The sequence below is a fragment of the Cellulosimicrobium composti genome, from assembly GCF_009711085.1.
GTDB classification, from domain to species: domain Bacteria; phylum Actinomycetota; class Actinomycetes; order Actinomycetales; family Cellulomonadaceae; genus Cellulosimicrobium; species Cellulosimicrobium composti.
Map to the genome: position 1 here is coordinate 1 of NZ_WMKA01000011.1, position 25,332 is coordinate 25,332.

At 74.5% G+C, this 25,332-nt stretch carries 29 protein-coding genes; 22 read left to right on the plus strand and 7 right to left on the minus strand.

What is annotated here, in order from left to right:
* From GJV82_RS06690 to GJV82_RS06700, 3 genes are all read left to right on the plus strand, one after another.
* Nucleotides 1-246: hypothetical protein (locus tag GJV82_RS06690; protein WP_225873167.1), on the plus strand; the 246-nt coding region annotated here is incomplete at its 5' end.
* 90 nt (nucleotides 247-336) lie between these two features.
* Complete coding sequence (recR, locus tag GJV82_RS06695) at nucleotides 337-936, plus strand: recombination mediator RecR (protein WP_024841680.1); 600 nt, start codon at nucleotides 337-339, stop codon at nucleotides 934-936.
* A gap of 16 nt (nucleotides 937-952) precedes the next feature.
* Nucleotides 953-1,522 (plus strand): DUF5063 domain-containing protein, encoded by a 570-nt coding sequence (locus GJV82_RS06700; protein ID WP_024841681.1) that lies wholly within the window; start codon nucleotides 953-955, stop codon nucleotides 1,520-1,522.
* A 23-nt stretch (nucleotides 1,523-1,545) separates the two neighbouring features.
* On the opposite strand, the gene GJV82_RS06705 is transcribed toward GJV82_RS06700, so the two are convergent.
* Together GJV82_RS06705 and GJV82_RS06710 are read right to left on the minus strand one after the other, a co-directional pair.
* The gene (locus GJV82_RS06705; RefSeq protein WP_024841682.1) at nucleotides 1,546-2,082 is read right to left on the minus strand and encodes an SRPBCC family protein; all 537 of its coding nucleotides are present in this window, start codon (nucleotides 2,080-2,082) and stop codon (nucleotides 1,546-1,548) included.
* Entirely contained in the window at nucleotides 2,079-2,444 is a 366-nt protein-coding gene (locus tag GJV82_RS06710) for an ArsR/SmtB family transcription factor (protein WP_024841683.1), read from the minus strand. Before GJV82_RS06710 ends, GJV82_RS06705 begins: the two co-directional genes overlap by 4 nt.
* A gap of 100 nt (nucleotides 2,445-2,544) precedes the next feature.
* Here GJV82_RS06710 and GJV82_RS06715 point away from each other — a divergent pair, with 100 nt between their 5' ends.
* From GJV82_RS06715 to GJV82_RS06760, 10 genes are all read left to right on the plus strand, one after another.
* Complete coding sequence (locus GJV82_RS06715) at nucleotides 2,545-3,360, plus strand: TSUP family transporter (protein WP_024841684.1); 816 nt, start codon at nucleotides 2,545-2,547, stop codon at nucleotides 3,358-3,360.
* Nucleotides 3,361-3,458: 98 nt separating this feature from the next.
* Nucleotides 3,459-3,998, plus strand: coding sequence for a histidine kinase (locus GJV82_RS06720; protein WP_155098695.1), 540 nt, complete (start codon nucleotides 3,459-3,461; stop codon nucleotides 3,996-3,998).
* A gap of 68 nt (nucleotides 3,999-4,066) precedes the next feature.
* Nucleotides 4,067-4,909: a DUF4097 family beta strand repeat-containing protein gene (locus GJV82_RS06725; RefSeq protein ID WP_155098696.1), complete on the plus strand. Its 843-nt coding sequence runs from the start codon at nucleotides 4,067-4,069 to the stop codon at nucleotides 4,907-4,909.
* Nucleotides 4,910-4,949: 40 nt separating this feature from the next.
* Nucleotides 4,950-5,789 (plus strand): ABC transporter ATP-binding protein, encoded by an 840-nt coding sequence (locus GJV82_RS06730; RefSeq protein ID WP_155098697.1) that lies wholly within the window; start codon nucleotides 4,950-4,952, stop codon nucleotides 5,787-5,789.
* Nucleotides 5,786-6,550 (plus strand): ABC transporter permease, encoded by a 765-nt coding sequence (locus tag GJV82_RS06735; RefSeq protein WP_024841688.1) that lies wholly within the window; start codon nucleotides 5,786-5,788, stop codon nucleotides 6,548-6,550. The genes GJV82_RS06730 and GJV82_RS06735 overlap by 4 nt, the downstream gene beginning before the upstream one ends.
* A gap of 163 nt (nucleotides 6,551-6,713) precedes the next feature.
* Entirely contained in the window at nucleotides 6,714-7,622 is a 909-nt protein-coding gene (locus GJV82_RS06740) for a formate/nitrite transporter family protein (protein WP_318657372.1), read from the plus strand.
* A 9-nt stretch (nucleotides 7,623-7,631) separates the two neighbouring features.
* Nucleotides 7,632-8,732, plus strand: coding sequence for a helix-turn-helix domain-containing protein (locus tag GJV82_RS06745; RefSeq protein WP_155098698.1), 1,101 nt, complete (start codon nucleotides 7,632-7,634; stop codon nucleotides 8,730-8,732).
* Entirely contained in the window at nucleotides 8,729-9,274 is a 546-nt protein-coding gene (locus GJV82_RS06750) for a hypothetical protein (protein ID WP_155098699.1), read from the plus strand. Before GJV82_RS06745 ends, GJV82_RS06750 begins: the two co-directional genes overlap by 4 nt.
* A gap of 138 nt (nucleotides 9,275-9,412) precedes the next feature.
* On the plus strand, nucleotides 9,413-10,726 hold the full coding sequence (locus GJV82_RS06755) for an aspartate kinase (protein WP_024841690.1): 1,314 nt from the start codon (nucleotides 9,413-9,415) through the stop codon (nucleotides 10,724-10,726).
* Nucleotides 10,727-10,738: 12 nt separating this feature from the next.
* Nucleotides 10,739-11,860, plus strand: a complete 1,122-nt coding sequence (locus GJV82_RS06760) for an aspartate-semialdehyde dehydrogenase (RefSeq protein WP_155098701.1) — start codon at nucleotides 10,739-10,741, stop codon at nucleotides 11,858-11,860.
* A 93-nt stretch (nucleotides 11,861-11,953) separates the two neighbouring features.
* On the opposite strand, the gene GJV82_RS06765 is transcribed toward GJV82_RS06760, so the two are convergent.
* A complete protein-coding gene (locus GJV82_RS06765) occupies nucleotides 11,954-12,361 on the minus strand; it encodes a VOC family protein (RefSeq protein WP_155098702.1) in 408 nt (135 codons plus the stop codon).
* Nucleotides 12,362-12,581: 220 nt separating this feature from the next.
* Between GJV82_RS06765 and GJV82_RS06770 the strand changes: the two genes are divergently transcribed.
* From GJV82_RS06770 to GJV82_RS06795, 6 genes are all read left to right on the plus strand, one after another.
* Nucleotides 12,582-13,001, plus strand: a complete 420-nt coding sequence (locus GJV82_RS06770) for a GntR family transcriptional regulator (RefSeq protein ID WP_115943259.1) — start codon at nucleotides 12,582-12,584, stop codon at nucleotides 12,999-13,001.
* Between the two features lie 5 nt (nucleotides 13,002-13,006).
* Nucleotides 13,007-13,999, plus strand: coding sequence for an ATP-binding cassette domain-containing protein (locus tag GJV82_RS06775; protein WP_115943258.1), 993 nt, complete (start codon nucleotides 13,007-13,009; stop codon nucleotides 13,997-13,999).
* On the plus strand, nucleotides 13,996-14,787 hold the full coding sequence (locus GJV82_RS06780; protein ID WP_155098703.1) for a hypothetical protein: 792 nt from the start codon (nucleotides 13,996-13,998) through the stop codon (nucleotides 14,785-14,787). Before GJV82_RS06775 ends, GJV82_RS06780 begins: the two co-directional genes overlap by 4 nt.
* Nucleotides 14,788-14,873: 86 nt before the next feature.
* A complete protein-coding gene (locus tag GJV82_RS06785) occupies nucleotides 14,874-15,938 on the plus strand; it encodes an ABC transporter ATP-binding protein (protein ID WP_155098704.1) in 1,065 nt (354 codons plus the stop codon).
* Nucleotides 15,935-16,744 carry an ABC transporter permease gene (locus GJV82_RS06790; RefSeq protein WP_155098705.1) on the plus strand — a complete coding sequence of 270 codons (810 nt, stop codon included), beginning with the start codon at nucleotides 15,935-15,937 and terminating at the stop codon, nucleotides 16,742-16,744. Before GJV82_RS06785 ends, GJV82_RS06790 begins: the two co-directional genes overlap by 4 nt.
* A 62-nt stretch (nucleotides 16,745-16,806) precedes the next feature.
* On the plus strand, nucleotides 16,807-17,541 hold the full coding sequence (locus GJV82_RS06795) for a glutamine amidotransferase (protein ID WP_155098706.1): 735 nt from the start codon (nucleotides 16,807-16,809) through the stop codon (nucleotides 17,539-17,541).
* Between the two features lie 106 nt (nucleotides 17,542-17,647).
* On the opposite strand, the gene GJV82_RS06800 is transcribed toward GJV82_RS06795, so the two are convergent.
* Both GJV82_RS06800 and GJV82_RS06805 read right to left on the minus strand, forming a co-directional pair.
* A complete protein-coding gene (locus tag GJV82_RS06800) occupies nucleotides 17,648-18,583 on the minus strand; it encodes a sulfite exporter TauE/SafE family protein (protein ID WP_318657373.1) in 936 nt (311 codons plus the stop codon).
* Nucleotides 18,584-18,712: 129 nt separating this feature from the next.
* A complete protein-coding gene (locus tag GJV82_RS06805) occupies nucleotides 18,713-19,171 on the minus strand; it encodes an RrF2 family transcriptional regulator (RefSeq protein ID WP_024841700.1) in 459 nt (152 codons plus the stop codon).
* Nucleotides 19,172-19,286: 115 nt separating this feature from the next.
* Here GJV82_RS06805 and GJV82_RS06810 point away from each other — a divergent pair, with 115 nt between their 5' ends.
* Together GJV82_RS06810 and GJV82_RS20705 are read left to right on the plus strand one after the other, a co-directional pair.
* On the plus strand, nucleotides 19,287-20,093 hold the full coding sequence (locus tag GJV82_RS06810; RefSeq protein ID WP_318657374.1) for an alpha/beta fold hydrolase: 807 nt from the start codon (nucleotides 19,287-19,289) through the stop codon (nucleotides 20,091-20,093).
* Nucleotides 20,087-21,670, plus strand: a complete 1,584-nt coding sequence (locus GJV82_RS20705; protein WP_155098708.1) for a PP2C family protein-serine/threonine phosphatase — start codon at nucleotides 20,087-20,089, stop codon at nucleotides 21,668-21,670. Before GJV82_RS06810 ends, GJV82_RS20705 begins: the two co-directional genes overlap by 7 nt.
* On the opposite strand, the gene GJV82_RS06820 is transcribed toward GJV82_RS20705, so the two are convergent.
* Entirely contained in the window at nucleotides 21,644-22,141 is a 498-nt protein-coding gene (locus tag GJV82_RS06820) for an NUDIX hydrolase (protein WP_155098709.1), read from the minus strand. The genes GJV82_RS20705 and GJV82_RS06820 overlap by 27 nt on opposite strands.
* A gap of 444 nt (nucleotides 22,142-22,585) precedes the next feature.
* Between GJV82_RS06820 and GJV82_RS06825 the strand changes: the two genes are divergently transcribed.
* Complete coding sequence (locus tag GJV82_RS06825; RefSeq protein WP_318657391.1) at nucleotides 22,586-23,668, plus strand: 3-deoxy-7-phosphoheptulonate synthase; 1,083 nt, start codon at nucleotides 22,586-22,588, stop codon at nucleotides 23,666-23,668.
* Nucleotides 23,669-23,688: 20 nt separating this feature from the next.
* Here GJV82_RS06825 and GJV82_RS06830 read toward each other — a convergent pair whose 3' ends face one another.
* Nucleotides 23,689-25,137 carry a DUF4232 domain-containing protein gene (locus GJV82_RS06830; protein WP_155098710.1) on the minus strand — a complete coding sequence of 483 codons (1,449 nt, stop codon included), beginning with the start codon at nucleotides 25,135-25,137 and terminating at the stop codon, nucleotides 23,689-23,691.
* Between the last annotated feature and the right edge of the window lie 195 nt (nucleotides 25,138-25,332).

Below are 25,332 nucleotides of genomic sequence, written 5' to 3' on the forward strand. Positions count from 1 at the left end.
GCGCCGCTGCGCGGCGTGTCGGCTGCCCGCGCGGCCACGGCCGCGGCCCTGGCGGCGGCGTCGTCGCGAGGCGCAGCACCGCGCCCCGCGCAGGAGCCCGCGCGACCGTCGCCCGCCCACGACCCGCTGGACGACCTGCCGTCGGCGGACGACCCGGACATCGTCTCGACCGGACTCGTCGGCACGGCGCTCGTCGTGAGCCTGCTCGACGGCAAGATCATCGAGGAGATCCAGGACCAGGGCTGACGCGCTGCGCGGCACGCGAGCCGACCTACCGCGTGGCGGGCGACGGCGGGCCGGGCCCGACGCGCGGGCCCGGCCCCGTAGGCTGGGGGAGTGTACGAAGGCGCTGTCCAGGACCTGATCGACGAGCTCGGCCGGCTTCCCGGCGTCGGGCCCAAGAGCGCGCAGCGCATCGCGTTCCACCTGCTGGCCGCTGACGCGGCCGACGTGCGGCGGCTCGCCGACGCGCTCACCGAGGTCAAGGCGCGCGTCCGCTTCTGCGAGACGTGCGGCAACGTCGCGGAGTCCGAGCAGTGCCGCATCTGCGCGGACCCGCGCCGTTCGCCCGAGGTGATCTGCGTCGTCGAGGAGCCCAAGGACGTCGTCGCGATCGAGCGCACGCGCGAGTTCCGCGGGCGTTACCACGTGCTCGGGGGCGCCATCAACCCGATCGAGAACGTCGGGCCCGGCGACCTGCGGATCGCCGAGCTCATGGCCCGCCTCGCGGACGGGCAGGTCACGGAGGTGATCCTCGCGACCGACCCGAACGTCGAGGGCGAGGCCACCGCGACGTACCTCGCGCGCATGCTGGGCCCCATGGGTCTGCGCGTGACCCGCCTCGCGTCCGGGCTGCCGGTCGGGGGAGACTTGGAGTACGCGGACGAGGTGACGCTCGGCCGGGCCTTCGAGGGCCGGCGCCTCGTCGGCGGCTGACGGAAGGGTGACCGGCATGGGGGAGATCCAGAACGACCCGGACCTGCGGGAGATCGCCGAGGGCATGGCCGCGCAGGCGCGCGCCTTCCTCACGACCTCGACGCAGGTGGCGTCCGGGGCGGCCCCGGGGGCCGTCCTGCCCCTGCTGCTCCTCGCGCTGTCCGACGCGCTCGCGGCGGGAGCGCGCCTGGGGGCGATGGGCGACGTCGTCCCGGTCGAGCGGTTCGAGCCCGACGCCGGCCGCGACACCGACGTGGACCCGCTCCGCACCGCGCTCGCGCAGCTCTTCGACGGGTTCGACGACTACGTCGAGATCACGGACCCGCTCGTCGGCGCGGAGGTCGGTGCCGCGTCCCTCTCCGGCGACCTCGCGTGCGTGGCCGAGTGCCTCGCCAAGGGGCTGCAGCACTACGACGGCGGCCGTGAGGTCGAGGGCCTGTGGTGGTGGCAGTTCTCCTACGTCTCGCTGTGGGGCGAGCGCGCGGCGAGCGCCCTGCGGGTCCTCCAGCTCGCGCTCGCGCACCTGCGCCTCGACGTCGAGGACGACGTCGCGGCCGAGGCGGAGTACGACGCGCTCCAGTCCTGATCGCCGAGGCGTCGCAGGCGGCGTCAGACGGCGTCCGACGCGCGGCCGTAGTGGTCGGCGAGCGTGGCGAGGTAGGGCTCCCAGGGGACGGTCGCGGCGTCGCGGCCCTCCCGGACGGCGACGAGCCGGTCGAGGTAGTACTCCCACCCGGGGCCGATGTTGCGCGCGTCGTCGCCGGGTCCGAGCACCTGGCGGAAGGTGAGCGTCGTGACGCCGTCCTCCTCGTCGAGGTCGAACGACAGGTGCCACGCGTCGTCGCCCGTGGACGTGACCCCGGCGAACCGGTGCGGCGGCTCGCACCGTGTGATGCGGTACTCCTCGGGGTCCGGGTCGTCGCCCTCCGCGGTCATGGAGAACTGCACGGCGCCGGTCGACGGGTCGCCCTCCCAGTAGCCGATCCAGCGCGAGAGGCGGTCCGGCTCCGTGAGGCTCGCCCACACGTCGGCGGCGGGCGCGCGGAAGGTCCGCGTGAGGACGAGCTCGGCGCCCTCCGGTCCGTGCTCGACCGTCCCGCGCGGCGTCGGGGCGCCCGCGGGGATCGGGGTCGTGGTGTCGCTCATGCGCTCTCCTCCTGCTGGGCCGCCCCGTGCGCGGTGCGGCGTTCTCGGGTGGTGCGGCGGACCTCGAGGTCGAGGCCGTCGAGGGCTCGTGCCGGGACGGGCGGGGCGGGCGGCGTCAGCGCCGCGAGGAACGTGGCGAGCGGCGCGAGCGCGTCGGGCCGCAGCGAGTAGACGCGGCGACGCCCGTCGACGACGGACTGCACCACGCCCGCCTCGCGCAGCACGCGCAGGTGGCGGCTCACCGCGGGGCGCGACACGTCGGACCGCGTGCGGGCGAGCTCGCCGGCCGTGAGGGCGCCGCGGCGCAGCGCGAGGAGCAGGTCCCGGCGCACGTCGTCGGCGACGACCTCGAACACGTCCACTCATGAAGCGTAACGCTCCGGTTACACGTTGTGAAGGGCCGGGTGGCCGCGACGCCCGGCCCGTGCCGGTGGCGGCGCGACGCCGTGGTACCACTGGGGGGTGCTTCCCGCCTTCTCCCTCCCGGTCTCCGGCGGGCTCGAGATCGACGGCCTGACCGTCCTCCTGCTCGTCCTCGCAGCGCTCACGGCGGGATGGATCGACGCCGTCGTCGGCGGGGGCGGCCTGGTCCAGCTCCCTGCGCTCCTCCTCGTCCCGGGCATCAGCCCCGTCCAGGCGCTCGCGACGAACAAGCTCGCGAGCATCATGGGCACGTCGGTGAGCGCCGCGACCTACTACCGGCGCGTGGGCCCGGACCTGCGGACGGCGGGGCCGATGGCGCTCGCGGCGCTCGTCGGGGCGATCGGGGGAGCGGCGCTCGCCTCGCGCATCCCGGCGGACCTCTTCAAGCCGATCATCCTCGTCGTGCTCGTGGGCGTGGCGGTCTACACGATCGCGAAGCCGAAGCTCGGGCACACGACGAACCTCCGCTGGGAGGGCAACGGGCACCGGTGGGCCGCGGCCGGGATCGGCCTCGTCATCGGCACGTACGACGGCCTGCTCGGCCCGGGCACCGGGACGTTCTTCGTCATCGCGCTCGTGAGCATCCTCGGCTACGCGTTCCTCCCCGCGTCGGCGCTCGCCAAGATCGCCAACTTCGCGACGAACGCGGGCGCACTCATCTTCTTCGTCCCGTACGGCGCGGTGCTGTGGGGCCTGGGTCTGGTCATGGGGGCGGCGAACCTGCTCGGGGCGTACGTCGGCGCCCGGATGGCGGTCGCGAAGGGCAGCGCCTTCGTGCGCGTCGTGTTCGTCGTCGTGGTGGGGGCGCTCGTCGTCAAGCTCGGGTACGACGTCGTCGCGGACCTCGCGTCCTGACCCCCGTCCGGCCACGGGGCCGCCACTGGTGTCGTGTGGTGTCAGAAACGTTGTCGCGAGGGGTTGTGTGACACCACAGGTGGTGTCATAGTGGAGTCATGGACCTCACCCCGTACGTCGACGACCTGCAGAACCGACTCGCCGCCGCCGCGGACTCCGCGGGGGACGACGGCCGCCGGGTCGCCGAGCGACTGACCGCACCGCTCGACGCCGCGGTCCGGCTCGTGCTGCTCGACGCGCTGTCGGCCGCCGCGGGCGAGATCTCCGCGGAGCTCGCGCCCGGGTCGGTCGACGTGCGCCTGCGGGGCGGCTCCCCGGAGTTCGTGGTCGCCGCCCCGGCGTCCCCGGAGCCCGCTGCCCCCGCGCAGCCCGCACCCGGCGCCTCCTCGACGGCGGGGGTCCTGCCCGCGGTCGCGGCGGACGTCGAGACGGGCGCCACCACCCGCACCACCCTGCGCCTGCCCGACCACCTCAAGACGCAGGTCGAGACCGCCGCCGCGCGCGACGGCGTCTCGGTGAACACGTGGCTCGTGCGCGCGGTCGCCGCGGCGCTCGAGCAGACCACCGGACGACCGGCCGGGCAGGCCGCCCGTCCGCAGCAGCGCGGCTCGGCCCGCGTCACCGGCTGGGTGCGCTGACCCCGGTCACCGTACCCGCCTCCCGAACCCACCTGACACCACCACGACACCACTCCTGGAGCTTCGTCATGCCCACTTTCCCCGCCCCGCACCCCGTCGCCGTCGCCGTCGACGTGCCCTTCGCCCACCTGCACGTGGTCGCCGGCGAGCGTGACGACGTCGTCGTCACGGTCCTGCCGACGGACCCCGGGAGGTCGAGCAGCGTCCGCGCCGCCGAGGCCGTGCGCGTCGACAGCGACGGCGCCGCCGTGACGATCTCCTTCCCCGGCACGTGGAAGCAGTACGTCCTCCCGTTCGCGTCCGGCACCGCCGACATCACCGTCGAGCTGCCCGCCGGCTCCGACGTGCGCGGCAAGGCCGGGTCGCTCTACGCCGAGGGCGCTCTCGGCGCCGTCGACATGGCGCTCTCCGCGGGCGACGCCCGTGTGGAGGACGTCGAGCGGCTCGACGTCAAGGCCTCCGCGGGCTCCGTCGCGGCGCGCCGCGTGAGCGGCTCGCTGGACGCCCGCGCGAGCGCCGGGTCCGTCCGCGTCGAGGAGGTCCGCGGCGAGGGCTCGATCAAGGCGACGAACGGCACGACGACGGTCGGCGTCGTCACCGGCTCGCTCGCCGTGCACGGCGCGCACGGGGACGTCGCGGTCGCGCGCGTCGCCGGCACCCTCACGGCCAAGTCCGCGCACGCGGGCATCCGGGTCGAGCGCCTGGAGTCGGGCAGCGTCACCCTCGCCACGTCGTACGGGTCGATCGAGGTCGGCGTCCCCGAGGGGACCGCCGCCTACCTGGACGCGAGCTCCGAGCACGGCAGCGTCCGCAACCACCTGACCCCGACCGAGGGGCCCGTCGAGGACGAGGCCACCGCGGAGATCCACGCCAGCACCGGCTACGGCGACGTCGTCGTCCGCCGGCCCTGACCGCACCACCCGAGAAGCGCCGAGGAAACGGAGAACCGAGATGTCCGTCGACCTGTCCCTCGAGCCCGCGCTGCGGGTACGAGGCATCGAGAAGTCGTTCGGCGACCTGCGCGTGCTGCGCGGGGTCGACCTGGACGTGGCGCCCGGGAGCATCGTCGCGCTCCTCGGCTCCAACGGCGCGGGCAAGACCACGCTCGTGCGGATCCTGTCGACGCTCGTCGCGCCCGACGCGGGCACCGCGAGCGTCCACGGGCACGACGTCGTCGACCAGCCCGGGCGGGTCCGCGAGTCGATCTCGCTGACCGGCCAGTTCGCCGCGGTCGACGAGGTCCTCACGGGCCGGGAGAACCTCGTGCTCGTCGCGCGCCTGCGCCACCTGCGCGACCCCGAGCGGGTCGCGGACGACCTGCTGGCCCGGTTCTCGCTGACCGACGCCGGCGCGCGCCGGGCCGGGACCTACTCCGGCGGGATGCGCCGTCGCCTCGACATCGCGATGAGCCTGGTCGGGAACCCGCCGGTCGTCTTCCTCGACGAGCCCACGACGGGGCTGGACCCGCAGTCGCGCATCGAGGTGTGGGCCACGGTGCGCGAGCTGGCCCGCGGCGGCACCACGGTGCTGCTCACCACCCAGTACCTCGACGAGGCCGAGCAGCTCGCGGACCGGATCGCGATCCTGCACCGCGGCACGATCGTCCAGGACGGCACGCTCGCCGAGCTCAAGGCGCTGCTGCCGCCCGCGACGGTCGAGTACGTCGAGAAGCAGCCGTCCCTCGAGGACGTGTTCCTCGCGCTCGTCGGCGACGCCGGCGACACCGACGGCACCCCGGTGACGCCGACGACCACCGAGGCCGCCCAGCCCGCCGGAGAGGAGCTCCGATGACCACCCACGCCCTGACCGACACGCGCGTCCTGGCGGGACGGTCGCTGCGGCACGTCCTGCGCAGCCCCGACACGATCATCACGACCGCCGTCACCCCGGTCGCACTCATGCTGCTGTTCGTCTACGTGCTCGGCGGCGCGATCGACACCGGCACCGGCGGGTCCTACGTCGACTACCTGCTGCCCGGCATCCTGCTCATCACGGTCGCGTCCGGGGTCGCGTACACGTCGTACCGGCTGTTCCTCGACCTCCAGGGCGGTATCGTCGAGCGCTTCCGTTCCATGCCGGTCGCCCGGTCGAGCGTCCTGTGGGCGCACGTGCTCACGTCGCTCGTCGCGAACCTCGTGTCGGTGACGCTCGTCGTCGGCGTCGGGCTGCTGCTGGGCTTCCGCACGGACGCCTCGGTCGGCGCGTGGCTCGCGGCGCTCGGGATCATCGTGCTGTTCACGCTCGCGCTCACCTGGCTCGCGGTGGTCGCCGGTCTCTCGGCGAGGACGGTCGACGGGGCGTCCGCGTTCAGCTACCCCCTGATCTTCCTGCCGTTCGTCAGCTCGGCGTTCGTCCCCACGGACACCATGCCGACGGCGGTCGCCTGGTTCGCCGAGAACCAGCCCGTCACCGCGGTCGTCGACACGCTGCGCGCGCTGTTCGCCGGGCAGCCGGTCGGCTCCGACATCTGGCTCGCGCTCGCGTGGCTCGTCGGGATCCTCGTCGTCGCCCAGGCGTGGGCGGTCGCGACGTACCGGCGGCGCATGCGCTGACCCGGGGCGCAGGAGGTCCCGGCACGGAGTCGCGCCGCACGAGCCCGGGGAGTGGCTCGTGCGGCGTCCCGTGCCGGGACCTCGTCGGCGCGGTCCTTCGGTCCCGGACCGGCCCGACCACCGACCCTGACGGGCGTTCGCCCCGGCGGCGAGGATCGGGAGCGTGCAGACCCTCGCCCAGGCGTTGTCCACCCAGTCGCAGGCCGCCCGGGACAAGGTCCGCGCGGCGAGACGTCCCGCGCGCTACCTCGTGTCCGCGGCGCTCGCGGGCACGTACGTCGGCGTCGGCGTCGTGCTCATGGTCGCGACGGCGGGTCCCTTCCTCGCGGCCGGCTCGCCCGGGGAGCGGCTCGTCGCGGGCGGCGTGTTCGCCGCCGCGCTCACGCTCGTCGTGTTCGCCGGCGCCGAGCTCGCGACGTCCGCGATGATGGTCCTCGCCCAGGGCGTCGCGACGCGCGCCGTCCGGGTGCGCGACGCCGTCGCCACGCTCGCCCTGTGCCTCGTCGGCAACCTGGCCGGGTCGATGCTCTTCGGCTGGGCCGTCACGCAGGCGGGGGTCCTGCGCTCGAACCCCGCCGCGGGCGACATGCTCGCGGCGATGCTCCGCGCCAAGGCGCACGAGACCGGCGGCGAGCTCTTCTTCCGCGGCGTCCTGTGCAACCTGCTCGTGTGCGCCGCGATCTGGGCGTGCGGCCGCCTGCGCTCCGAGGCGGGCCGGGCGATCGTCCTGTTCTGGGCGGTCCTCGCCTTCATCGCCTCCGGCTTCGAGCACGTCGTCGCCAACATGACGACCTTCTCGCTCGGCCTCCTCGGCGACCTCGGCCCGACGACGTGGCCCGACTTCGCGCGCAACCTCACCTGGGTCGGCCTCGGCAACCTCGTCGGCGGCGCCCTCGTCGTCGGCCTCGCCTACGTCGTCGTGGCGGGCCCGACGCGCGACGTGGTCGCGGCGAGCCGGGAGGATGTCACCGCATCGGAGAGCGGGAATGGTGCTGCCGCGCGATCTGCAGTGGTGGTGGGGGGCACGCGCGGCGAAACCGGCAAGTTTGGGGAAATCCCAAGTGATCGCTAGGCTGTTCTGATGGACACCCCCACGATCGGAACCCGTGTCCGTGACCTCCTCGACGAGCAGGACGGGACGCAGCGTGCGCTCGCTGCCGCCGTCGGGATGCCTGAGGACGCCCTCTCGCGTGCCATCCGCGGAACGCGCGGATTCGCAGCCATCGAGGTTGCCCGCGTCGCTGAGGAACTCGGTGTCGACGTGCACTGGCTCATCACGGGCAAGGCAGACCCGCGACGGTTGAGGATTGCGGCCCGGCACGCCTACGACCACGGCACCGCGACATACGGCAACGGCACCCGTGAGCAGGACGAGCAGGTGCTGGAGGGCGTGCGTCTGGCATATCACCAGGCATTCGGTGAGGGCCTGCCTGAGCCCACCCGCCTTCCTACCGACGTCGCCAGCATTCGTGAGCTCCTGGGGGACGGGTGGCAGCGACACTTCGCCCAGCGCATGGAAGAACGTCTCGGCGTAGACGTCGTGCGCGTGGGCGATCTGGGCACGGCATACTCACTCGTCGTCTTGGGGCGGCGTGCTGTGGTTGCGCTGCCTGACCGGGAGCCATGGGGGCGGGCGAACTTCTCGCTTGCGCACGAGCTCGCCCATCTGGCCGCGGGAGACCATGACGTGGACGACGCGGACGCCGACGATTCCGCCGAGCGCAGGGCGAACGCCTTCGCCGCCGAGCTGCTGATGCCGGAGAGTCGCCTTCGAGCGCTCGACTGGTCGACGATAGACGCTCCCCGTCTCGGAGAGCTGCTCTGGGAACTCGGCGTGACGACCGCCGCGCTCGCTGCGCGTCTCGACTCGTTGGCGATCCGGGTGCCGGAGGTGGTCGTCACGTGGCTGCGGATGGCGACACCGCAGTTCTTGCGTCACCGAGCGTTCCCGGCGTCGCGCTGGACCGAGGTGACGGATCGCGAACGCGCTTCGCGAGCGCGACGCTTTCCTACGGCTCTGATCCAGAAGCTCGAGGACGGAGTGGCGGCAGGTCGTGTGAATCCGCGAACGCTGGCCTGGGTGGCGGGAGTCGAGGTCGAGGACCTGGAAGTCTTGCCCCCAGACCAGCCGGATACGTCGACCGATGAACTCGCCGCCGCGCTCGGGCTCTCTCTCGCGTGACGGTTCTCGTCTTCCCCGACACGACGGTCGTGCGGAACTTCGCCATCCTGCATCGAATGGATCTTCTTGGGCTCCTCGTGGGCGAACGGGGCGCGTGGTGCGGGACAGTCGCACGCGAGTGTTCGGACCAGGCGAAGAACGAGGCTCTGAGAGACATGGCGCTGGCTCCAGACATCTTCGGCGCACCGTGGTATCCGGAGGCTGCCGAGCAGATCGACATCCGTGTCGTCCGGGACGGGCTGGCAAGCCCGGGCGACGGACCTCACCAACACCTGGGGGAGGCAGAGACGGTCGTGCTCGCCTCGCGGCGTGCGCCCGGAGCGCTGTTCGTCACCGACGACCGCGGGGCCACGCTCGTGGCCGTGCAGCACGGTCTGAAGGTGGTGACGACCGCAGGGCTGATCAGGCTGGCCGTCAAGACGGGCAACCTCGCCGCAGACGTCGCGTGGGGGTACGTCCAGACACTCGTTGCGCAGGACCGCTGGATCCCGTGGGAGGCGCGCTCGACGCGAGCCTCGTTCGACAGTTGGGTCGCCGGCTGACTGGTCGACCGGCGCCGAGGCCCGCATGGCGGGACGGTCGTGGCCGGACCGCGCGCCGCGTGCGTATCATCGATCGACCCAGACAGCACCCGGCGGGCCGTTGAGAGAGACGGAGGCCGGCGACAGACGGAGCAGCACGTGGCACTTGTCGTGCAGAAGTACGGCGGATCGTCGGTATCGGACGCCGAGAGCATCAAGCGGGTGGCCAAGCGCATCGCGGAGGCGAAGCGGGCCGGGAACGACGTGGTCGTCGTGGTCTCGGCGATGGGCGACACGACGGACGAGCTCATCGACCTGGCGCAGCAGGTCACCCCCCTCCCGCCGCAGCGCGAGATGGACATCCTCCTCACCGCGGGCGAGCGCATCTCGATGTCGCTGCTCGCGATGGCGATCACGAACCTCGGCGTGAAGGCGAAGTCGTTCACGGGCCAGCAGGCGGGTGTCATCACGGACGCGGTGCACGGCAAGGCGCGCATCGTCGACGTGGTGCCGACGCGCGTGCGCGAGACGCTCGACAAGGGGCAGGTCGCGATCGTGGCCGGGTTCCAGGGCGTCACGCAGTCGACGAACGACGTGACGACGCTGGGCCGCGGCGGGTCGGACACGACGGCCGTCGCGCTCGCCGCCGGGCTGGACGCCGACGTGTGCGAGATCTACACGGACGTCGACGGCGTGTTCACGGCGGACCCGCGCATCGTGCCGAGCGCGCGCAAGATCGACAGCATCACGTACGAGGAGATGCTGGAGATGGCGGCGAGCGGGGCGAAGGTCCTCGCGCTGCGGTGCGTCGAGTACGGCCGCCGCTACGGCGTCCCGATCCACGTGCGCTCGTCCTTCAGCGGCACGGAGGGCACGTTCGTCCGCGCGGACGCCTACACCGCGCCCCGCCCCGGCAGCCCGACCAGCACCGCAGACCTTCCCGAGGAGACCGTCATGGAAGACCCGATCATCTCCGGCGTCGCGCACGACCGCAGCGAGGCCAAGATCACCGTCGTCGGCGTGCCCGACGTCCCGGGCACGGCGGCGCGCATCTTCGAGGTGGTCGCGGGCTCGGGCGTGAACATCGACATGATCGTCCAGAACGTGTCGGCCGCCCGCACGGGTCTCACGGACATCTCGTTCTCCCTCCCCGAGGGCGACGGCCCGGCGGCGATGTCGGCGCTGTCCGCGCTGCAGGCGGAGATCGGGTTCGACTCGCTGCAGTTCGACGACCAGATCGGCAAGCTGTCGCTCGTGGGCGCGGGCATGAAGTCGCACCCGGGCGTCTCGGCGAAGCTGTTCGGCGCGCTGCGCGACGCGGGCATCAACATCGAGATGATCTCCACCTCGGAGATCCGCATCTCGGTCGTGACGCGCGAGGACTCGCTCGACGAGGCGGTGCGCGCCGTGCACACCGCGTTCGAGCTCGACGCCGACGGCGAGGCCGTCGTCTACGCCGGCACCGGCCGCTGAGAGGACTGGACCATGAGCACCGAGAACCGTCAGGGCCTGAACGTCGCCGTCGTCGGCGCGACCGGCCAGGTGGGCGCCGTGATGCGCCGCCTCCTCGACGAGCGCGACTTCCCCGTCCAGAGCATCCGGTACTTCGCGTCCGCGCGGTCGGCCGGGTCGACGCTCCCGTGGCGCGGCACGGACGTCGTCGTGGAGGACGTCGCCGCGACCTCGACCGACGACCTGCGCGGGATCGACGTCGCGCTGTTCTCCGCGGGCGGCGCGACCTCGAGGGCGCAGGCCGAGCGCTTCGCGGCGGCGGGCGCCGTCGTCATCGACAACTCGTCCGCGTGGCGCATGGACCCGGACGTGCCTCTCGTCGTCTCCGAGGTGAACCCGGGCGCGCTGCGCGAGGCGCGCAAGGGCATCGTCGCGAACCCGAACTGCACGACGATGGCGGCGATGCCGGTCCTCAAACCGCTCGCGGACGAGGCGGGGCTCGAGCGCCTGATCGTCGCGACGTACCAGGCGGTGTCGGGCGCCGGTCTCGCGGGCGCGGAGGAGCTGCGCGCCCAGGCCGTCGCCGGCGCGGCGGCGGAGGGCACGGGCGAGGGTCTCGTCGGGCTCGTGCACGACGGCGGCGCGGTCGCCTTCCCCGAGCCGGTGAAGTTCCCGCGGACGATCGCGTTCAACGTCGTCCCGCTCGCCGGCTCGATCGTCGACGACGGCCTGGAGGAGACGGACGAGGAGAAGAAGCTGCGCAACGAGTCGCGCAAGATCCTCGGCCTGCCCGACCTCGCGGTCGCGGGCACGTGCGTTCGCGTCCCCGTGTTCACGGGGCACTCGCTCGCGATCCACGCCGAGTTCGCCGCGGCGATCACGCCGGACCGGGCGCGCGAGATCCTCGCCGCCGCCCCGGGCGTCGCGCTGTCCGACGTGCCGAACCCGCTCGAGGCGGCGGGCGAGGACCCGTCGTTCGTGGGCCGCATCCGCACCGACCAGTCGGTGCCGGGCGGGCGCGGGCTCGTGCTGTTCGTCTCGAACGACAACCTCCGCAAGGGCGCGGCGCTCAACGCCGTGCAGCTCGCCGAGCTCGTCGCGCAGGACCTCGACGGCGTCCGCGCCGCGTTCGCGGGGGCGTCGACCCCCGCCTGATCCGCGGCGGGTGACGCCCCGCGACGCCACGGCAGGGCCCCGGTCGTCGACCGGGGCCCTGCCGCGTCCTGGAAGTCGTCGTGCGGACGGGCGTCAGCCCTCGACCATGCGCCGCATGGTCTCGCCGTCGGCGAGGCCGACGATGTTGCCGGCGGGATCGGTGAGCCAGGCGCCGTCGCCGCCCTCCATGAACCCGCGCACGATGCCCTTCTCGTCCTGGTCGAACCCCTCGTAGCGCTCGAACGTCACGCCCTTCGCGGTGAGCTCGTCGACGACCTCGTCCACGTCGTCGACGGTGAGGTGCATGACGGTGAAGGCGGCCGGACGGTGGTCCTCCTTCGGGTAGACGAACATGTCCGAGCCGCCCCCGAGGTGGAGGACCAGGCCGTTGCCCCCGTCGAGGGCGGTGACGGAGAGCCCGAGGGTGTCCCCGTAGAACGCGCGCACCGCGTCGAGGTCGTCCGCCGAGAAGCTGGAGAACCCGCGCCGAATCGTGACCATCGCTGCCTCACTCCTTCGTGACCGCCGGCGCCCGGAGGGCGTGGACCCGCCGCGGACGTCGGACCCTCCCAGGCTCCCACCGCGCGGCGTCGGCGGGAACCGCCCGCCGCGGGTGAGCGGGGCCGGGTCGCCGGCCGGGGGTTGCGCCTGGTAAAGCATCCATGGTTCATTAGTGGAGTAATGAACCACAGGACGCGCGAGGCGGGAGAGGATGGGGCCCATGTTCGACGGACCTGAACCCATCTACCTCCAGATCGCGCAGATGATCCGGGCGCAGGTGCTCGCGGGAGAGCTCGCGGAGGAGGAGCAGGTCATGTCCACGACGCAGTTCGCGACGACGTTCCGCATCAACCCGGCGACCGCGGCCAAGGCGTTCGCCGGCCTGGTCGACGAGGGCGTCCTGTACAAGCGGCGCGGGCTCGGCATGTTCGTCGCGCCCGGTGCGCGCGAGAAGCTCCTCGCCGACCACCGTGCGCGCTTCTTCGACGAGGTGCTCGCGCCCGCGCTCGCGCAGGCCGACCTCCTCGACATCCCGACGTCCGAGGTCGTGGACTACGTCCTCGGCCGCCCGCGCCCCGCCGGTCCCGGCACCGGAGGCGCTCCCCGCACCGGCCCGACCACCGACCCCACCCCGAGGTGAGACCCGTGACCGCCCGGCCCGCCAGCCGCCCCACCGACCCGACCGGCCCCGCCCTCCCCGGACCGGAGCCGTTCGCCGCCGAGGTGCGCGACGTCGTCGTGCGCTACGCGCGCGGCGACGACGCCCCCGCGCTCGACCACGCGACCCTGACCATCCGCCCCGGCGTCATCACCGGCCTGCTCGGCCGCAACGGCGCGGGCAAGACGACCCTCGCCGCGCTGCTCGCCGCGTTCCGCCGGCCGACGTCGGGGTCCGTGCGCGTCGGCCTGCCCGGGGAGCTCGAGGACCCGTTCGAGAACGTGTGGACGACGACGCACACCCAGCTCGTCCGCGAGAGCGGCGACGTGTGGGAGTCCGACAAGGCCCGCGACACGCTCGCGTACTACGCGGACCTGCGTCCCCGCTGGGACGCCGACCTCGCGGCGCGCCTCCTCGACGAGCTCGAGGTCGACGTGCGCAGGAAGCCCAGCGAGATGTCGCGCGGCAAGCGGTCCGCGCTCGGCGCGGTGATCGGCCTGGCGTCGCGCGCGCCGCTGACGATCTTCGACGAGGTCTACCTCGGCATGGACGCGCCGAGCCGGTACGCGTTCTACGACGCCCTCGTCGCCGACTACGCCGAGCACCCGCGCACGGTCCTGCTGTCGAGCCACCTCATCACCGAGGTGGAGCGGCTGTTCGAGGACGTCGTGATCATCGACCGCGGCCGCGTGCTGCTCGCCGAGAACGCCGACGACGTGCGGGCCCGCGGCGTGAGCCTCACCGGCCCGGCCGACGTCGTCGAGCGGCACGCCGCGGGGCGCGAGGTGCTCGCGCGCCAACGGCTCGGCGGCACCGCCCAGGTGACGCTGTTCGGCACGTTCGCCGACGACGAGCGCGCCGCCGCCGTCGAGGCGGGGCTCGAGGTGGGCGCCGTGCCCGTCCAGGACCTGTTCGTGCACCTCACCCGCACCGGCCGCCCCGGCGCCGGGACGGACGCCGAGAGGGAGGAGGCACGATGACCGCCACCGCAGACCGCGCCGCGGAGCGCCGCGCGCTCGAGACCGCCGCCCACCGGCGGGGAGTGCGCGCCGTCGCCTCGTACTTCATCGGCGGCACGTGGTTCGTGGGCCTGTGGTTCTGGGCCATCGCGCTCGTCGTCGGCGTGCTGATCCTGTGGATCATGACGCGCAACGACGACGTGAGCATCGAGGCCGTGGGCGGCGTCGCGGGCTCGGCGAAGTTCTTCCTCTTCGTGATGGGCATCATCCTCCCGCTCATGACGATCGCCGTGCACGTCGCCGCGGGCGGCACCCGACGGTCGTACACCCACGGGCTCTGGATCGGCGCGACCGTCTCCGGCCTGACGTTCGGGATCGCGGCCGCGCTCGTGAAGTGGGGCGAGTGGACGCTGTTCCGGCGCGTCGGGTGGCCGACGGAAGGGGATCTCGGGCAGCTCTACGGCGACGGGTCCGAGGTCGTCCTCGTGAGCCTCGTCGAGGGGATCTCGTGCGTCGTGTACTACCTCGCCGGGATGGTGATCGCGGCCGGCTTCTACGGGTACGGGTTCGTGCGCGGCGTGCTGCTCGTCGTCGCGTCGCTCGGCACCGTGGCGGTCACCGAGGTCTTCCTGCGCTCCGGCTTCTTCGGCAACGGCCTCGCGCGCGCCGTCGGTCTCGACGGCACGCCCGTGGGGCTCGCGCTCCTCGGCGGCGTCCTCGGGGCCGTGCTCGCCGCCCTGCTCCTGCGCGCCGTCCTGCGGGGCGCCGCCGTCCGCCCGGTCGAGTTCGCCGCGAGCGCGAGCGCCTGACCGGCCACCACCGACAACCCGACACCACCCCCTCCGGACGGCGCGCCGCGCCGCCCGCGGGTGGCGCACACCCACCTGGAGGCACCATGACCACCGCACCACCGCCCACCGGCGGCGCGACCGCGACGTCGGCCACCCGGTCGCCCGGGACGACCGCCGCGCCCGAGCCCGTCGTCGAGGTCCGCAACCTCCGCAAGACGTACCCCGGGCCGAAGGGGTCCGACGCTCGGAAGGTCGCCGTCGAGGACGTGTCCTTCACCGTCGCCGCCGGGGAGATCTTCGGCATCCTCGGCCCCAACGGAGCGGGCAAGACCACGACCGTCGAGTGCCTCGCGGGGCTGCGCGAGGCCGACGGCGGCACGGTCCGCGTGCTCGGCGTCGACCCGCAGGCCGACCCCGCCGCGGTGCGCGACGCCGTCGGGGTCCAGCTCCAGGAGGTCGCGCTCAACGAGAGGATCACGGTCGAGGAGGCGATGCGCCTCTTCGCGTCGTTCTACGCGACACCGGGGGACGTCGAGGAGCTGCTCGACCTGCTCGACCTCGCCGAGCACCGACGCGTCGCGTTCGCGAAGCTCTCCGGCGGGCAGAAGCAGCGCCTGTCGATCGCGCTCGCGCTCGTCGGCAACCCGCGCGTCGCGATCCTCGACGAGCTCACCACGGGCCTGGACCCCGCGGCCCGCCGCGCGACGTGGGAGCTCGTGGAGCGGGTGCGCGACCGCGGCGTGACGATCCTGCTCGTCACGCACTTCATGGACGAGGCGGAGCGCCTGTGCGACCGGCTCGTCATCATCGACCGCGGTCGCGTCGTCGCGCAGGGCACGCCCGCGGAGCTCGTCGACTCCGTCGACACCTCGCGCACCGTGCGGCTGCGCGTCCCGCCCGCGGACCACGACCTCGCGCTGCACACGATCGCCGGGCTCGCGGACGTCGAGCACGTGGAGGCGCCCCCGACGCCCGGGCGGGAGATCGAGGTGACGGGCTCGCGGCGGGTGCTGCCCGCCGTCGTGCTCGCGCTCGCCGAGCACGAGGTCGTGCCCGACGACGTCCGGACCGTCTCGCGCACGCTCGAGGACGTGTTCGTGGCCGTGACCGGCCGCACCTACGACCCGGACGCGACCGACGCCCGGCCGACCCGAGGGGAGTCCCGATGACCGCCACGACCCTGACCCCGTCCGTCGCGCCCGCCCGCCGCAGCACCGGCTGGCGCGGGTTCGGCGTGCTGCTCGCGACCGAGGCGCGCCTGTGGCTGCGCGACCCCGGCACGGTGTTCTTCGCGCTCGTGTTCCCCACCGTCCTGCTCGTCGGGGTCGGGTTCGCCATCCCCGGCATGCGCACCCCGATCGAGGACGCGCCCCCGCCGTGGCTCGGCCTCACCGCCGTCTCGCTCTACGTGCCCGTCGTGCTCGCGGCCGCGATCGCGACCCCGGCGCTCACCACGATGCCGGTGTACTTCGCGACGTTCCGCGAGAAAGGGCTGCTGCGGCGCCTGTCCACGACGCCGATGCGGCCGCAGGGGATCGTCGTCGCGCACCTCGTCATCAACCTCGTGGCGGTCGTGGTGTCGTCCGCGGTCGCGCTCGTCGTCGGCGAGCTCGTGTTCGGGCTGCCCGCGCCGCGCAACGCGGGGACGGTCGCGCTCGCGTTCGTCCTCGGCGTCGCGTCGATGTACGCGCTGGGCACGCTCGTCGCGGCGCGCGCGCCCAAGGCGAGCACCGCGTCCGCGATCGGGACGCTGATCTACTTCCCGCTGCTCTTCCTCTCGGGGCTGTGGACGCCGGGGCCGATCATGCCCGAGGCCGTGGCGCAGATCGGGAGGCTCACGCCGCTCGGGGCCGCGTCGCAGGCGATGACGGCGGGGTGGTTCGAGCCCGGCTTCCCCACGGTGCAGGTCGTCGTCATGGCGGTGTGGACCGCGGTGCTCCTGCCGCTCGGGGTCCGGCTCTTCCGCTGGAGCTGAGCCCTCGCCCGCCGGTCCGCCCCGGCGGGCGAGGCGCGGGCGGCGCTCCTACCCTGACCGGCATGCGGCCCTTCCTGCTCCTCGCCTCCCGCGCCGAGGACCCCGCCGCGGACGGCGAGCACGCCGCCGTCCTCCGCTACGCGGGGCTCGACGCGGACGCGCTGCACCGCGTCCGGATGGAGGCCGGACCGCTGCCGGCGATCGACCTCGGCGACTACTCGGGGGTGATCGTCGGCGGCAGCCCGTTCGACTCGTCGCTGCCCGAGGAGCGCAAGTCCGCGACGCAGCGCCGGGTCGAGCGCGAGCTCGCCCCGCTCCTCGACGAGATCGTCGAGCGCGACGTCCCGTTCCTCGGCGCGTGCTACGGCGTCGGGACGCTCGGTCTGCACGAGGGCGCGGTGCTCGACGGCACGTACGCCGAGCCGATCTCGCCCGTGACGATCCGCCTCACGCCCGAGGGGCGGGCGGACCCGCTGCTCGCCGACCTCCCGGACGCGTTCGAGGCCTACGTGGGCCACAAGGAGGCGGTGCGCGAGCTGCCGCCGCACGCCGTCCTGCTCGCGACGTCGGACGCGTGCCCGGTGCAGATGTTCCGCGTCAAGGAGAACCTCTACGCCACGCAGTTCCACCCCGAGCTCGACCTGGACGGGATCCTCACGCGTATCGGCGTCTACCGGGACTACGGGTACTTCCCGCCCGAGGCCGCGGGCGAGGTCGAGGCGAGGGTGCGGCGCGGCGACGTCCGCGAGCCGCACCGGATCCTCGCGGCGTTCGTGCGCCGGTACGCGCGCGGCTGACGAGCATGCGCGTGTCGCGCGCCGACCATGCGGATATCGCCCGACCTGACGCCAGGTCGGGCGACAACCGCATGTTCGGCGGGGCCGGGTCAGCGGGGGGGGCGGGTCAGCGGGGGGCGGTCGCCGGTTCGGGTGCCGGGGACGGGTCCGACGCCGTGCCGGTCTCCGGCTGGGACGCGACGGCGCGGCGGTGCGCGCGCACGGACCAGACGACGGCCGCCGCCCACACCACGGCGACGAGGCCGAGCACGACGCCCTGGACGGCGCTGCTCGCGTCGACCCAGTCGGAGCGCAGGAGCGTGCGCACGTTCGTCAGGACGATGACGCCGCCGACGGCCGAGCCGAGGATGCGCGGCGGGAGCAGCCGCACGAGCCACGCCGCGACCGGCGCAGCGACCAGGCCGCCGAGGAGCAGCGCCGCCACCCAGAGGAGGTCGATGCCCTGCGAGCCGAGCGAGACGAGGAAGCCGAGGGACGCCGCGATCGCGACGAGGAACTCGCTCGTGTCGATCGAGCCGACGACCTTGCGCGGCTCGATGCGGCCCGACGCGAGCAGGGCGGGCGTCCCGACCGGGCCCCAGCCCCCGCCGCCGGTGGCGTCGACGAAGCCCGCGACGAGGCCGAGCGGGGCGAGGAACCGCTTGCGCAGCGGCAGCCCGAGCCGGCCCGTCGGCAGCCCGGCGACGGTGAACCGGGCGAGCACGTACAGCCCGAGGCCGAGGAGCAGGAGCGACATCACCGGGGCCGCGACGTCCGTCGCCAGGCTCGACAGGAACGTCGCGCCCGCGAACGCGCCGATCGCGCCGGGGACGCCGATGCGCCGCACGACCGCCCAGTCGACGTTGCCGAACCGCCAGTGCGCCGCGCCGGACGCGAGGGTCGTGCCGATCTCGGCGAGGTGGATCGTGGCCGACGCCGCCGCGGGGTTGGTGCCGATCGCGAGCAGGAGCGTCGTCGAGGTCACGCCGTACGCCATGCCGAGGCTGCCGTCGACGAGCTGGGCGCCGAGGCCGACGAGGGCCAGCAGGACGAGGGTCCGCACCAGGGCCTCCTTGCTCGGGGCGTCGGGAGGGCCCCGACGTGTCCTGACAAGGTTGACCGGGAGGGTCCAGTATGTGAAGCGCCGACCACATGGTGGGCCAGTGTTAACGGGCCGCGCCGCGGCCAGGGGTCAGGGGTTCTCCCAGGCGTCCGCGCGCGCGGCGAGCGCATGGACGCCCTCGGGCAGGTCGCGGCGGACGACGTCGTCGATCGTCACGCGGTCGAGCACGTCGCGGACGCTCGCGCGGAGCGCGACCCAGACCTCGAGGAGCGCCGCGGCGGAGCCCTCGTACTCCAGGCTCGGGGGACGCTCGTCGCGCACGGTGACGAGCGGCCCGTCGACGGCGCGGAACACGTCCGCGAGCGTCACCTCGCTCGCGGGACGCGCGAGCCGGTGACCACCGGAGCGGCCGCGCACGCTCGCGACGATGCCCGCGCGGCGCAGGTCGCCGAGGATGCGCTCGAGGAAGCTCACCGGCAGGCCCTGGCCCGTCGCGAGGTCCTCCGCCCGCACGGGGTCGCCGTGGGGGGACGCCGCGAGCTCGGCGCACGCCCGTACCGCATAGTCAGCCTTCGCCGAGACACGCATGAGCACATTGTGCCGTGCACGCGCGCGCCCGCGGGCCGCCCGAAGGGCGCCGTCGCGCGATCTCACCCGCGCCGCGCCTGCTCGTACGAGCGCGTTTCGCCCTACGCTTTCACCCGTGGAGGTGCGCGAACGCAACAACGTCCGGACCATGGGGCCCGAGGACGGGCCGACCATGGTCTTCGCGCACGGCTTCGGCGGCGACCAGTCGATGTGGCGCTACGTCGCGCCCGTGTTCGCCACGGACCACCGCGTCGTCCTGTTCGACCACTCGGGGTGCGGCGCCTCGCACCCGACCGCGTACGACCCGGACCGGCACGCCGACCTGTCGGGCTACGTCGCGGACGTCGTCGAGATCGTGGAGGCCGTCGCCGACGACCCGGTGACCCTCGTGGGCCACTCGGTGAGCGCGATGATCGCGCTGCTCGCGGCGGCCGAGCGGCCCGACCTGTTCGACCGCCTCGTGCTCGTGGGCCCGAGCCCGCGGTACATCGACGACGACGGCTACCACGGCGGCTTCACCGCGGCGGAGATCGACGAGCTCCTCGAGACGATGGACGCGAACTACCTGGGCTGGACCCAGGCGATGGCGCCCGTGATCGTCGGCAACCCGGACCGCCCGGCGCTCGGCGACGAGCTCGCCGAGGTGTTCCGCCGCAACGACCCGGCGGTCGCGCGGAAGTTCGCGCGCGTGACGTTCCTCGGCGACAACCGTGCGGACCTGGTGCGGGTCCGCACGCCGTGCCTCGTCGTGCAGAGCCGGGTCGACGTCATCGCGCCGCTCGAGGTCGGCCACTTCGTGCACGAGCACCTCCCGGACAGCGACCTCGTCGTCATCGACTCCGTCGGCCACTGCCCCAACCTCTCGCACCCCGCGCTCCTGGTCGCCGCGATGCGCGACTGGCTCGGGGGCGACCGGTGGTGACGTCCCGCGCCGAGCGGTGGGCGCTCGCGCCCGTCGCGCTCCTGCTCCTCGACGCCGAGGTGCGGGTCCTCGACGCGAACCACGAGTTCCTCCGGATGATCGAGGTGCCCGACGTCGAGGCCGTCGCGGGCCGCCGCCTCGCCGACCTCCTCACGGTCGGGGGCCGGATCTACTGGGAGACGCACGTCAGCCCTCTGCTGCACATCGAGGGCCGCGTGGACGAGGTGGCGGTCGAGCTGCGGACGCCGCACGGCCGCGAGCCCGTGCTGCTCACCGCGACGGAGCGCGAGGTCCGCGGCGAGCGGCTGGTCGAGGTCGCGATGCTCAGCGCGCGCGAGCGCTCCCGGTTCGAGCAGGAGCTCGTGGGGGCGCGGCGCGCGGCGGAGGACGCGGAGCGCCGGGTGCGGCTCCTGCACGGCATCGCGGCCGACCTCGCGAGCGTCGCCGGGCTCGACGGCGTCGTGTGGGTCCTGCTGCGCACCGCCGTGACCCTCCTGGGCGCGGGGGACGCAGCGCTGTGGACGGCGCAGGAGAGCGGGCCGCTGCGGCGCTGGGGCGGTGCCGAGGCGCTGGCCGCCCCGACGATCGACGAGCTCACGGAGCCCGCGGTCCGCGAGGACGGGACCGTCGTCGTGCCGCTGCGCACGGCGGGCGCGCTGCTCGGCGTGCTCGCGCTCGCGCCGCGCCGCGCGGCGGGGGCCGACCCGCTCGACCTGGGCACGGCCGCCGCCGCGGGCCAGCTCGCGGCGCTCGCGCTCGCGCGGGCCACGACCCACGAGCAGAGCGTCTCCGTCGCGAGCGAGCTCCAGGGCGCGATGCTCTCGGACGGGATCGTCGACGACCCGGCGGTGGAGATCTCGGCGCGGTACCGCCCGGGCGTGCACGACCTGCAGGTCGGGGGCGACTGGTACGACACGTTCCGCGTCGCCCCGGACGTCGTCGCGCTCTCGGTGGGCGACGTGGTGGGTCGTGGGCTCAAGGCCGCGACGTCGATGGGCCAGCTCCGCACGGCGGTCCGCGCGGCGTCGGACACGGGCCTGCCGCCCGAGGAGGTCCTGGGGCGCCTCGACCGGTTCGTGGACCGCACCGGGACGGGGTTCATGGCGAGCCTCGTGTACGCGGAGCTGGATCTCGGCCGGGGCGCGCTGCGCTACACGTGCGCCGGGCACCTCCCGCCGCTGCTCGTGCCGGCCGACGGCGACTCCCACTACCTGTGGGAGGCGCGCTCGACGCCGCTCGGGGTGCGGGGGACGACGCCGCGCGTCGCCGACACGGTGGCGCTCGCGCCCGGCGACCTGCTGCTGCTCTTCACGGACGGCGTCGTCGAGCGCCGGGACCGTCCGCTCGGGCTCGCGCTCGACGAGCTCGCGGAGATCGTCACGAACGCGCTCGAGGCTGGCCTGGACGGGGAGGACCTGCTCGCGGCCGTGGTCGCGCGCGCCCCGCAGGACGACGACGCGTGCCTGCTCGCGGTCCGCTGGCTGGGCCCGCGGACGACGGACGGGCCCGCACCGGCGGTCGAGCCGACGGCCGGGAGCGCGGGCGGGCCGTCAGCGGACGAAGAACGGCCCGGCTGACGGGTCGTCGAGCCACCGGCGCGCGTGGGCGAGGCGCTCGGTCGTCGAGCGCGCGAGGTCGTCCGGCAGCGCGTCGGGCGCGAACCACGACACCGCGAGCGACTCGTCGTCGGCGACGTGCGCGGCGGCCGCGGCGGCGGGCGACACCGGGCGGCACACGAACGCGAGGTCGAGGTACTGGCTGAGGTCGCCGTTGGGGTACCGGACCGGCTCCGTGACGGTCACGGCGACGAGCGCGTCCACCCCGACCTCGACCCCGGTCTCCTCGAGGACCTCGCGCGCGAGGCCGACCGCCGGGTCCTCGCCCGGCTCGAGGATCCCGCTGATCACGGCCCACTGCCCGGTGTCGGCGCGCTGCCCGAGCAGGACCCGGCCGTCGTCGTCCACCACGACGGCCGAGACCCCCGGCATCCACAGCAGGTCGGTCCCGACGTGGGACCGCAGGGCGGCGACGAACTCGGGGATCGGCATCCCCCGAGCGTAGGCGCAGCGACGCGGGCCGGTCGCCCGGCCCCGCGACGACTGGGTGCGCGAGCGCCACACGCCCACCTCGTGAGACGCGCCGTCCGCCCCTCGGAGGCGCTGTGCTACCGTCACCTCGTGACTTCTCAGTGGTATTGGCGCTTTACGCAGGCTCCCGGTGGGGCCGTGCGGGCGTCAGCCTGACCACAGATCACCACCCGGAGCCAGCACAGGGCCTTGGACGCGGACCGCGTCCGGGCCCTTCGTCGTGAGACGGGCCGCTCCGGGACCACGGGCGGCAGCAGGCCGGTGAGCGCCGCTGAGCATCCGTCGCACGGCGGCCCCCCACCCCGCCGCAGAGACCAGGAGCCCCCCGTGACCAGCACGACCACCCACCCCGAACCCGTCGCCCCCGCCGCGTCGTCCGACGCCGCGACGAGTACCGTCGACCCCGTGGACAGCCCCGAGCTCCAGGCGCGCACGAGCGACCTGCGGGTGCGCGCCCTCGACGCGCTCCCCGCGCCCCGCACGATGCTCGCGGACCTGCCGCTCGGCGCGACGCGCAGCGACCTCGTGACGACGTCCCGCCGCGAGGTCCGCGACGTCCTCGCGGGCGACGACGACCGCCTCCTCGTCATCGTCGGCCCCTGCTCGGTGCACGACCCCGAGGCCGCGCTCGACTACGCGAGCCGGCTCGCCGCCGTCGCGCACGAGCTCGCCGACGACCTCATGGTCGTCATGCGCGTGTACTTCGAGAAGCCGCGCACCACCGTCGGCTGGAAGGGCCTCATCAACGACCCCCACCTCGACGGCTCGCACGACGTGCGCCACGGCCTGCGCCTCGCGCGCGAGGTGCTGCTCGGCGTCCTCGACGCGGGCGTCCCGGCCGCGTGCGAGTTCCTCGAGCCCACGAGCCCGCAGTACATCGCCGACGCCGTGTCCTGGGGCGCGATCGGCGCGCGCAACGCCGAGTCGCAGGTGCACCGCCAGCTCGCCTCGGGCCTGTCCATGCCCGTCGGGTTCAAGAACGCGACCGACGGCGACGTGCAGATCGCGGTCGACGGCTGCATCACGGCCGCGAGCGAGCACACGTTCTTCGGCATGGACTCGCTCGGCCGGGCGGCGGCCGTCGAGACCGCGGGCAACCCCGACTGCCACGTCATCCTGCGCGGCGGCCGCTCGGGCCCCAACTACGGGGCCGACGACGTCGCGGCGGCGCTCGCGGTCGCGCGCACCTCGGGCCTCGGCGGCGTCGCGGAGCACGGGCTCGTCGTCGACGCCTCGCACGGCAACTCGGGCAAGAGCCACGTGCGCCAGGCGGAGGTCGTGCGCGAGATCTCCGCGCGCCTCGCCGAGGGCGAGGAGGGCATCACGGGTCTCATGATGGAGAGCTTCCTCGTGGCGGGCGCGCAGAAGCCCGGGCCGAGCGGCCTCGTGTACGGGCAGTCGGTCACCGACGCGTGCATCGACTGGGACACGACGGCGGACCTGCTGCGCGAGCTCGCCGGCGCCGTCCGCACCCGCCGCGCGCTCTGACGCCGGCGGGCGGCCAACCCTCAGCCGGCGAGGGCCCACGCCCCGACGGTCGCGGTACCGCCGCCGAGAAGGTCGAGGCCGTCGCCGACCCCGGGGACACCCGTGAGGGGCACGACCGTCTCCGGGTCGCCGGGGTGCGGCGCGACGAGCAGCGTCACGACGAGCGCCGGGCCGCCGGCCGTGGACCCGCCGCGCCACGACAGCAGGGCCGAGGCCGCGGCACCGGGCTCCAGCACGACGGGTGACGCCGCGGCGTCGTCGGGCTCCAGGAGCACGTCGGTCTCCGTGCCGACGTCCGCGACGAAGCGCATCCCCGGGCTGCCTGCGAGGGCGCACGGCGTCGCGCCGTCGTTGCGCGCGGTGAGCGTGAGGAACCGGCGGCCGGCGGCGGCGTCGACCCCGGCAGCGGCGATCGTGAGGTCGTGCGGCGCGCACGCGTCGGTGGGCCGGTCGGCGGTCGCGGGGGCCGTGCCCCCGACGAACCCGGACCGTGTCGTGGACGTCCCGTCGTCGGACGATCCCTGCACCTGGTAGGCGAGCGCCGGGCCCGGGGGTGCGGCGTCGTCGAGCCAGCGGGCGACGTCCGCGGCCGGGCCGGACGTGACGACCGTGAGCAGAGGGTCGGCCGGGACGGTGCTGCGCACGGTCTCGTACGCGACCTGGGTGACCGACGGCAGCGCGGCCGCGCCGGTGACGAGGGCGAGCAGCGCGTCGTCCGGGACGGAGCGGCCGTCGCCCTCGAACAGGCCGACGCCGTAGCCCTCGACGACGAGGCTCGTCAGCCCGCGGTCCTCGGCGCGCGCGAGTGCCGCGACGGCGACGAGGTCCTCGGTGGCGCGGGCCTCGACCGCCGCGATCCCCGGCGCGAGGTGGACGCGCCGGACCGCGTCGTGCGCGACGAGCCGGACGGCGTCGGCGACCGCGTCCGCGCCCAGGAGGTCGGGGAGGGGTGCGCCCGTCGCCGGGTCGACGCCGCCGCTCGCCGCGCCCGTGCCGTGCTCGACGACGAGGCTGCCGCCGCCGGGCCGGGTGCCCTCGACGCGCAGCGACCAGGCCGCCCCGCCGGCCGCGTCGGCGAGGAGGGTGCTCGCGGCGTCAGCGGTGGCCTGGGCGTCCGTCGGCGCGGGCAGGGGCGACGCGAGGGTGATCCGTGCGCTCTCGTCGGAGGCACCGAGCAGCACGGCGTCCGCGACGCCGGGCAGCGTGCGCAGGCGGGCGGCGACGTCGCCGGTGCGGGTCGACGGGTCGGGGGAGGGGCCGGGCGACGGGGGCGCGGTGGTCGACGGCGCGGCCGGGCCGGCGGCGGTGCGCAGCGCGGTCGGGGCGGCGACGGCGGCCGACACCGCGAGGGCGGCGCCGAGCGCCGCGGCGAGCACCGCGACCGGGACCCCGCGGCGGCGCGCCGTCCCGGGGTCCTCCGCCGCATCGGCGTCGTCGCCACGAGGGGAGGGGTGCGCGTCGTCGTCCACGGTCGCGACGGTACCGGGCGGTCCGGTCCGCGGCCGGGTCGGCGGCAACCCTCCGCAGGGCCCGCGCGGGCTCTTCACGGGCGCGCGGCCGGCGCGGGCCGGGAGCGCTCCCGAACCGGTCTTTCGGCGCATCGAGGGAGCGTCCGGGCGTCCGACCCGGCGCACTCCATACCAGGACTCCTGGATACCGGCAAC

What these genes read in the sequence shown, in the direction of transcription:
- GJV82_RS06720 (WP_155098695.1), top strand. Translation starts at nt 3,459, where the DNA reads ATGGACCTCACCCCGTACGTCGACGACCTGCAGAACCGACTCGCCGCC.
- GJV82_RS06790 (WP_155098705.1), top strand. Translation starts at nt 15,935, where the DNA reads ATGACCGCCACGACCCTGACCCCGTCCGTCGCGCCCGCCCGCCGCAGC.
- GJV82_RS06735 (WP_024841688.1), top strand. Translation starts at nt 5,786, where the DNA reads ATGACCACCCACGCCCTGACCGACACGCGCGTCCTGGCGGGACGGTCG.
- GJV82_RS06795 (WP_155098706.1), top strand. Translation starts at nt 16,807, where the DNA reads ATGCGGCCCTTCCTGCTCCTCGCCTCCCGCGCCGAGGACCCCGCCGCG.
- GJV82_RS06705 (WP_024841682.1), bottom strand. Translation starts at nt 2,082, where the DNA reads ATGAGCGACACCACGACCCCGATCCCCGCGGGCGCCCCGACGCCGCGC.
- GJV82_RS06725 (WP_155098696.1), top strand. Translation starts at nt 4,067, where the DNA reads ATGCCCACTTTCCCCGCCCCGCACCCCGTCGCCGTCGCCGTCGACGTG.
- GJV82_RS06805 (WP_024841700.1), bottom strand. Translation starts at nt 19,171, where the DNA reads ATGCGTGTCTCGGCGAAGGCTGACTATGCGGTACGGGCGTGCGCCGAG.
- GJV82_RS06820 (WP_155098709.1), bottom strand. Translation starts at nt 22,141, where the DNA reads ATGCCGATCCCCGAGTTCGTCGCCGCCCTGCGGTCCCACGTCGGGACC.
- GJV82_RS06785 (WP_155098704.1), top strand. Translation starts at nt 14,874, where the DNA reads ATGACCACCGCACCACCGCCCACCGGCGGCGCGACCGCGACGTCGGCC.
- GJV82_RS06745 (WP_155098698.1), top strand. Translation starts at nt 7,632, where the DNA reads ATGGACACCCCCACGATCGGAACCCGTGTCCGTGACCTCCTCGACGAG.
- GJV82_RS06760 (WP_155098701.1), top strand. Translation starts at nt 10,739, where the DNA reads ATGAGCACCGAGAACCGTCAGGGCCTGAACGTCGCCGTCGTCGGCGCG.
- GJV82_RS06700 (WP_024841681.1), top strand. Translation starts at nt 953, where the DNA reads ATGGGGGAGATCCAGAACGACCCGGACCTGCGGGAGATCGCCGAGGGC.
- GJV82_RS06730 (WP_155098697.1), top strand. Translation starts at nt 4,950, where the DNA reads ATGTCCGTCGACCTGTCCCTCGAGCCCGCGCTGCGGGTACGAGGCATC.
- GJV82_RS06780 (WP_155098703.1), top strand. Translation starts at nt 13,996, where the DNA reads ATGACCGCCACCGCAGACCGCGCCGCGGAGCGCCGCGCGCTCGAGACC.
- GJV82_RS06770 (WP_115943259.1), top strand. Translation starts at nt 12,582, where the DNA reads ATGTTCGACGGACCTGAACCCATCTACCTCCAGATCGCGCAGATGATC.
- GJV82_RS06765 (WP_155098702.1), bottom strand. Translation starts at nt 12,361, where the DNA reads ATGGTCACGATTCGGCGCGGGTTCTCCAGCTTCTCGGCGGACGACCTC.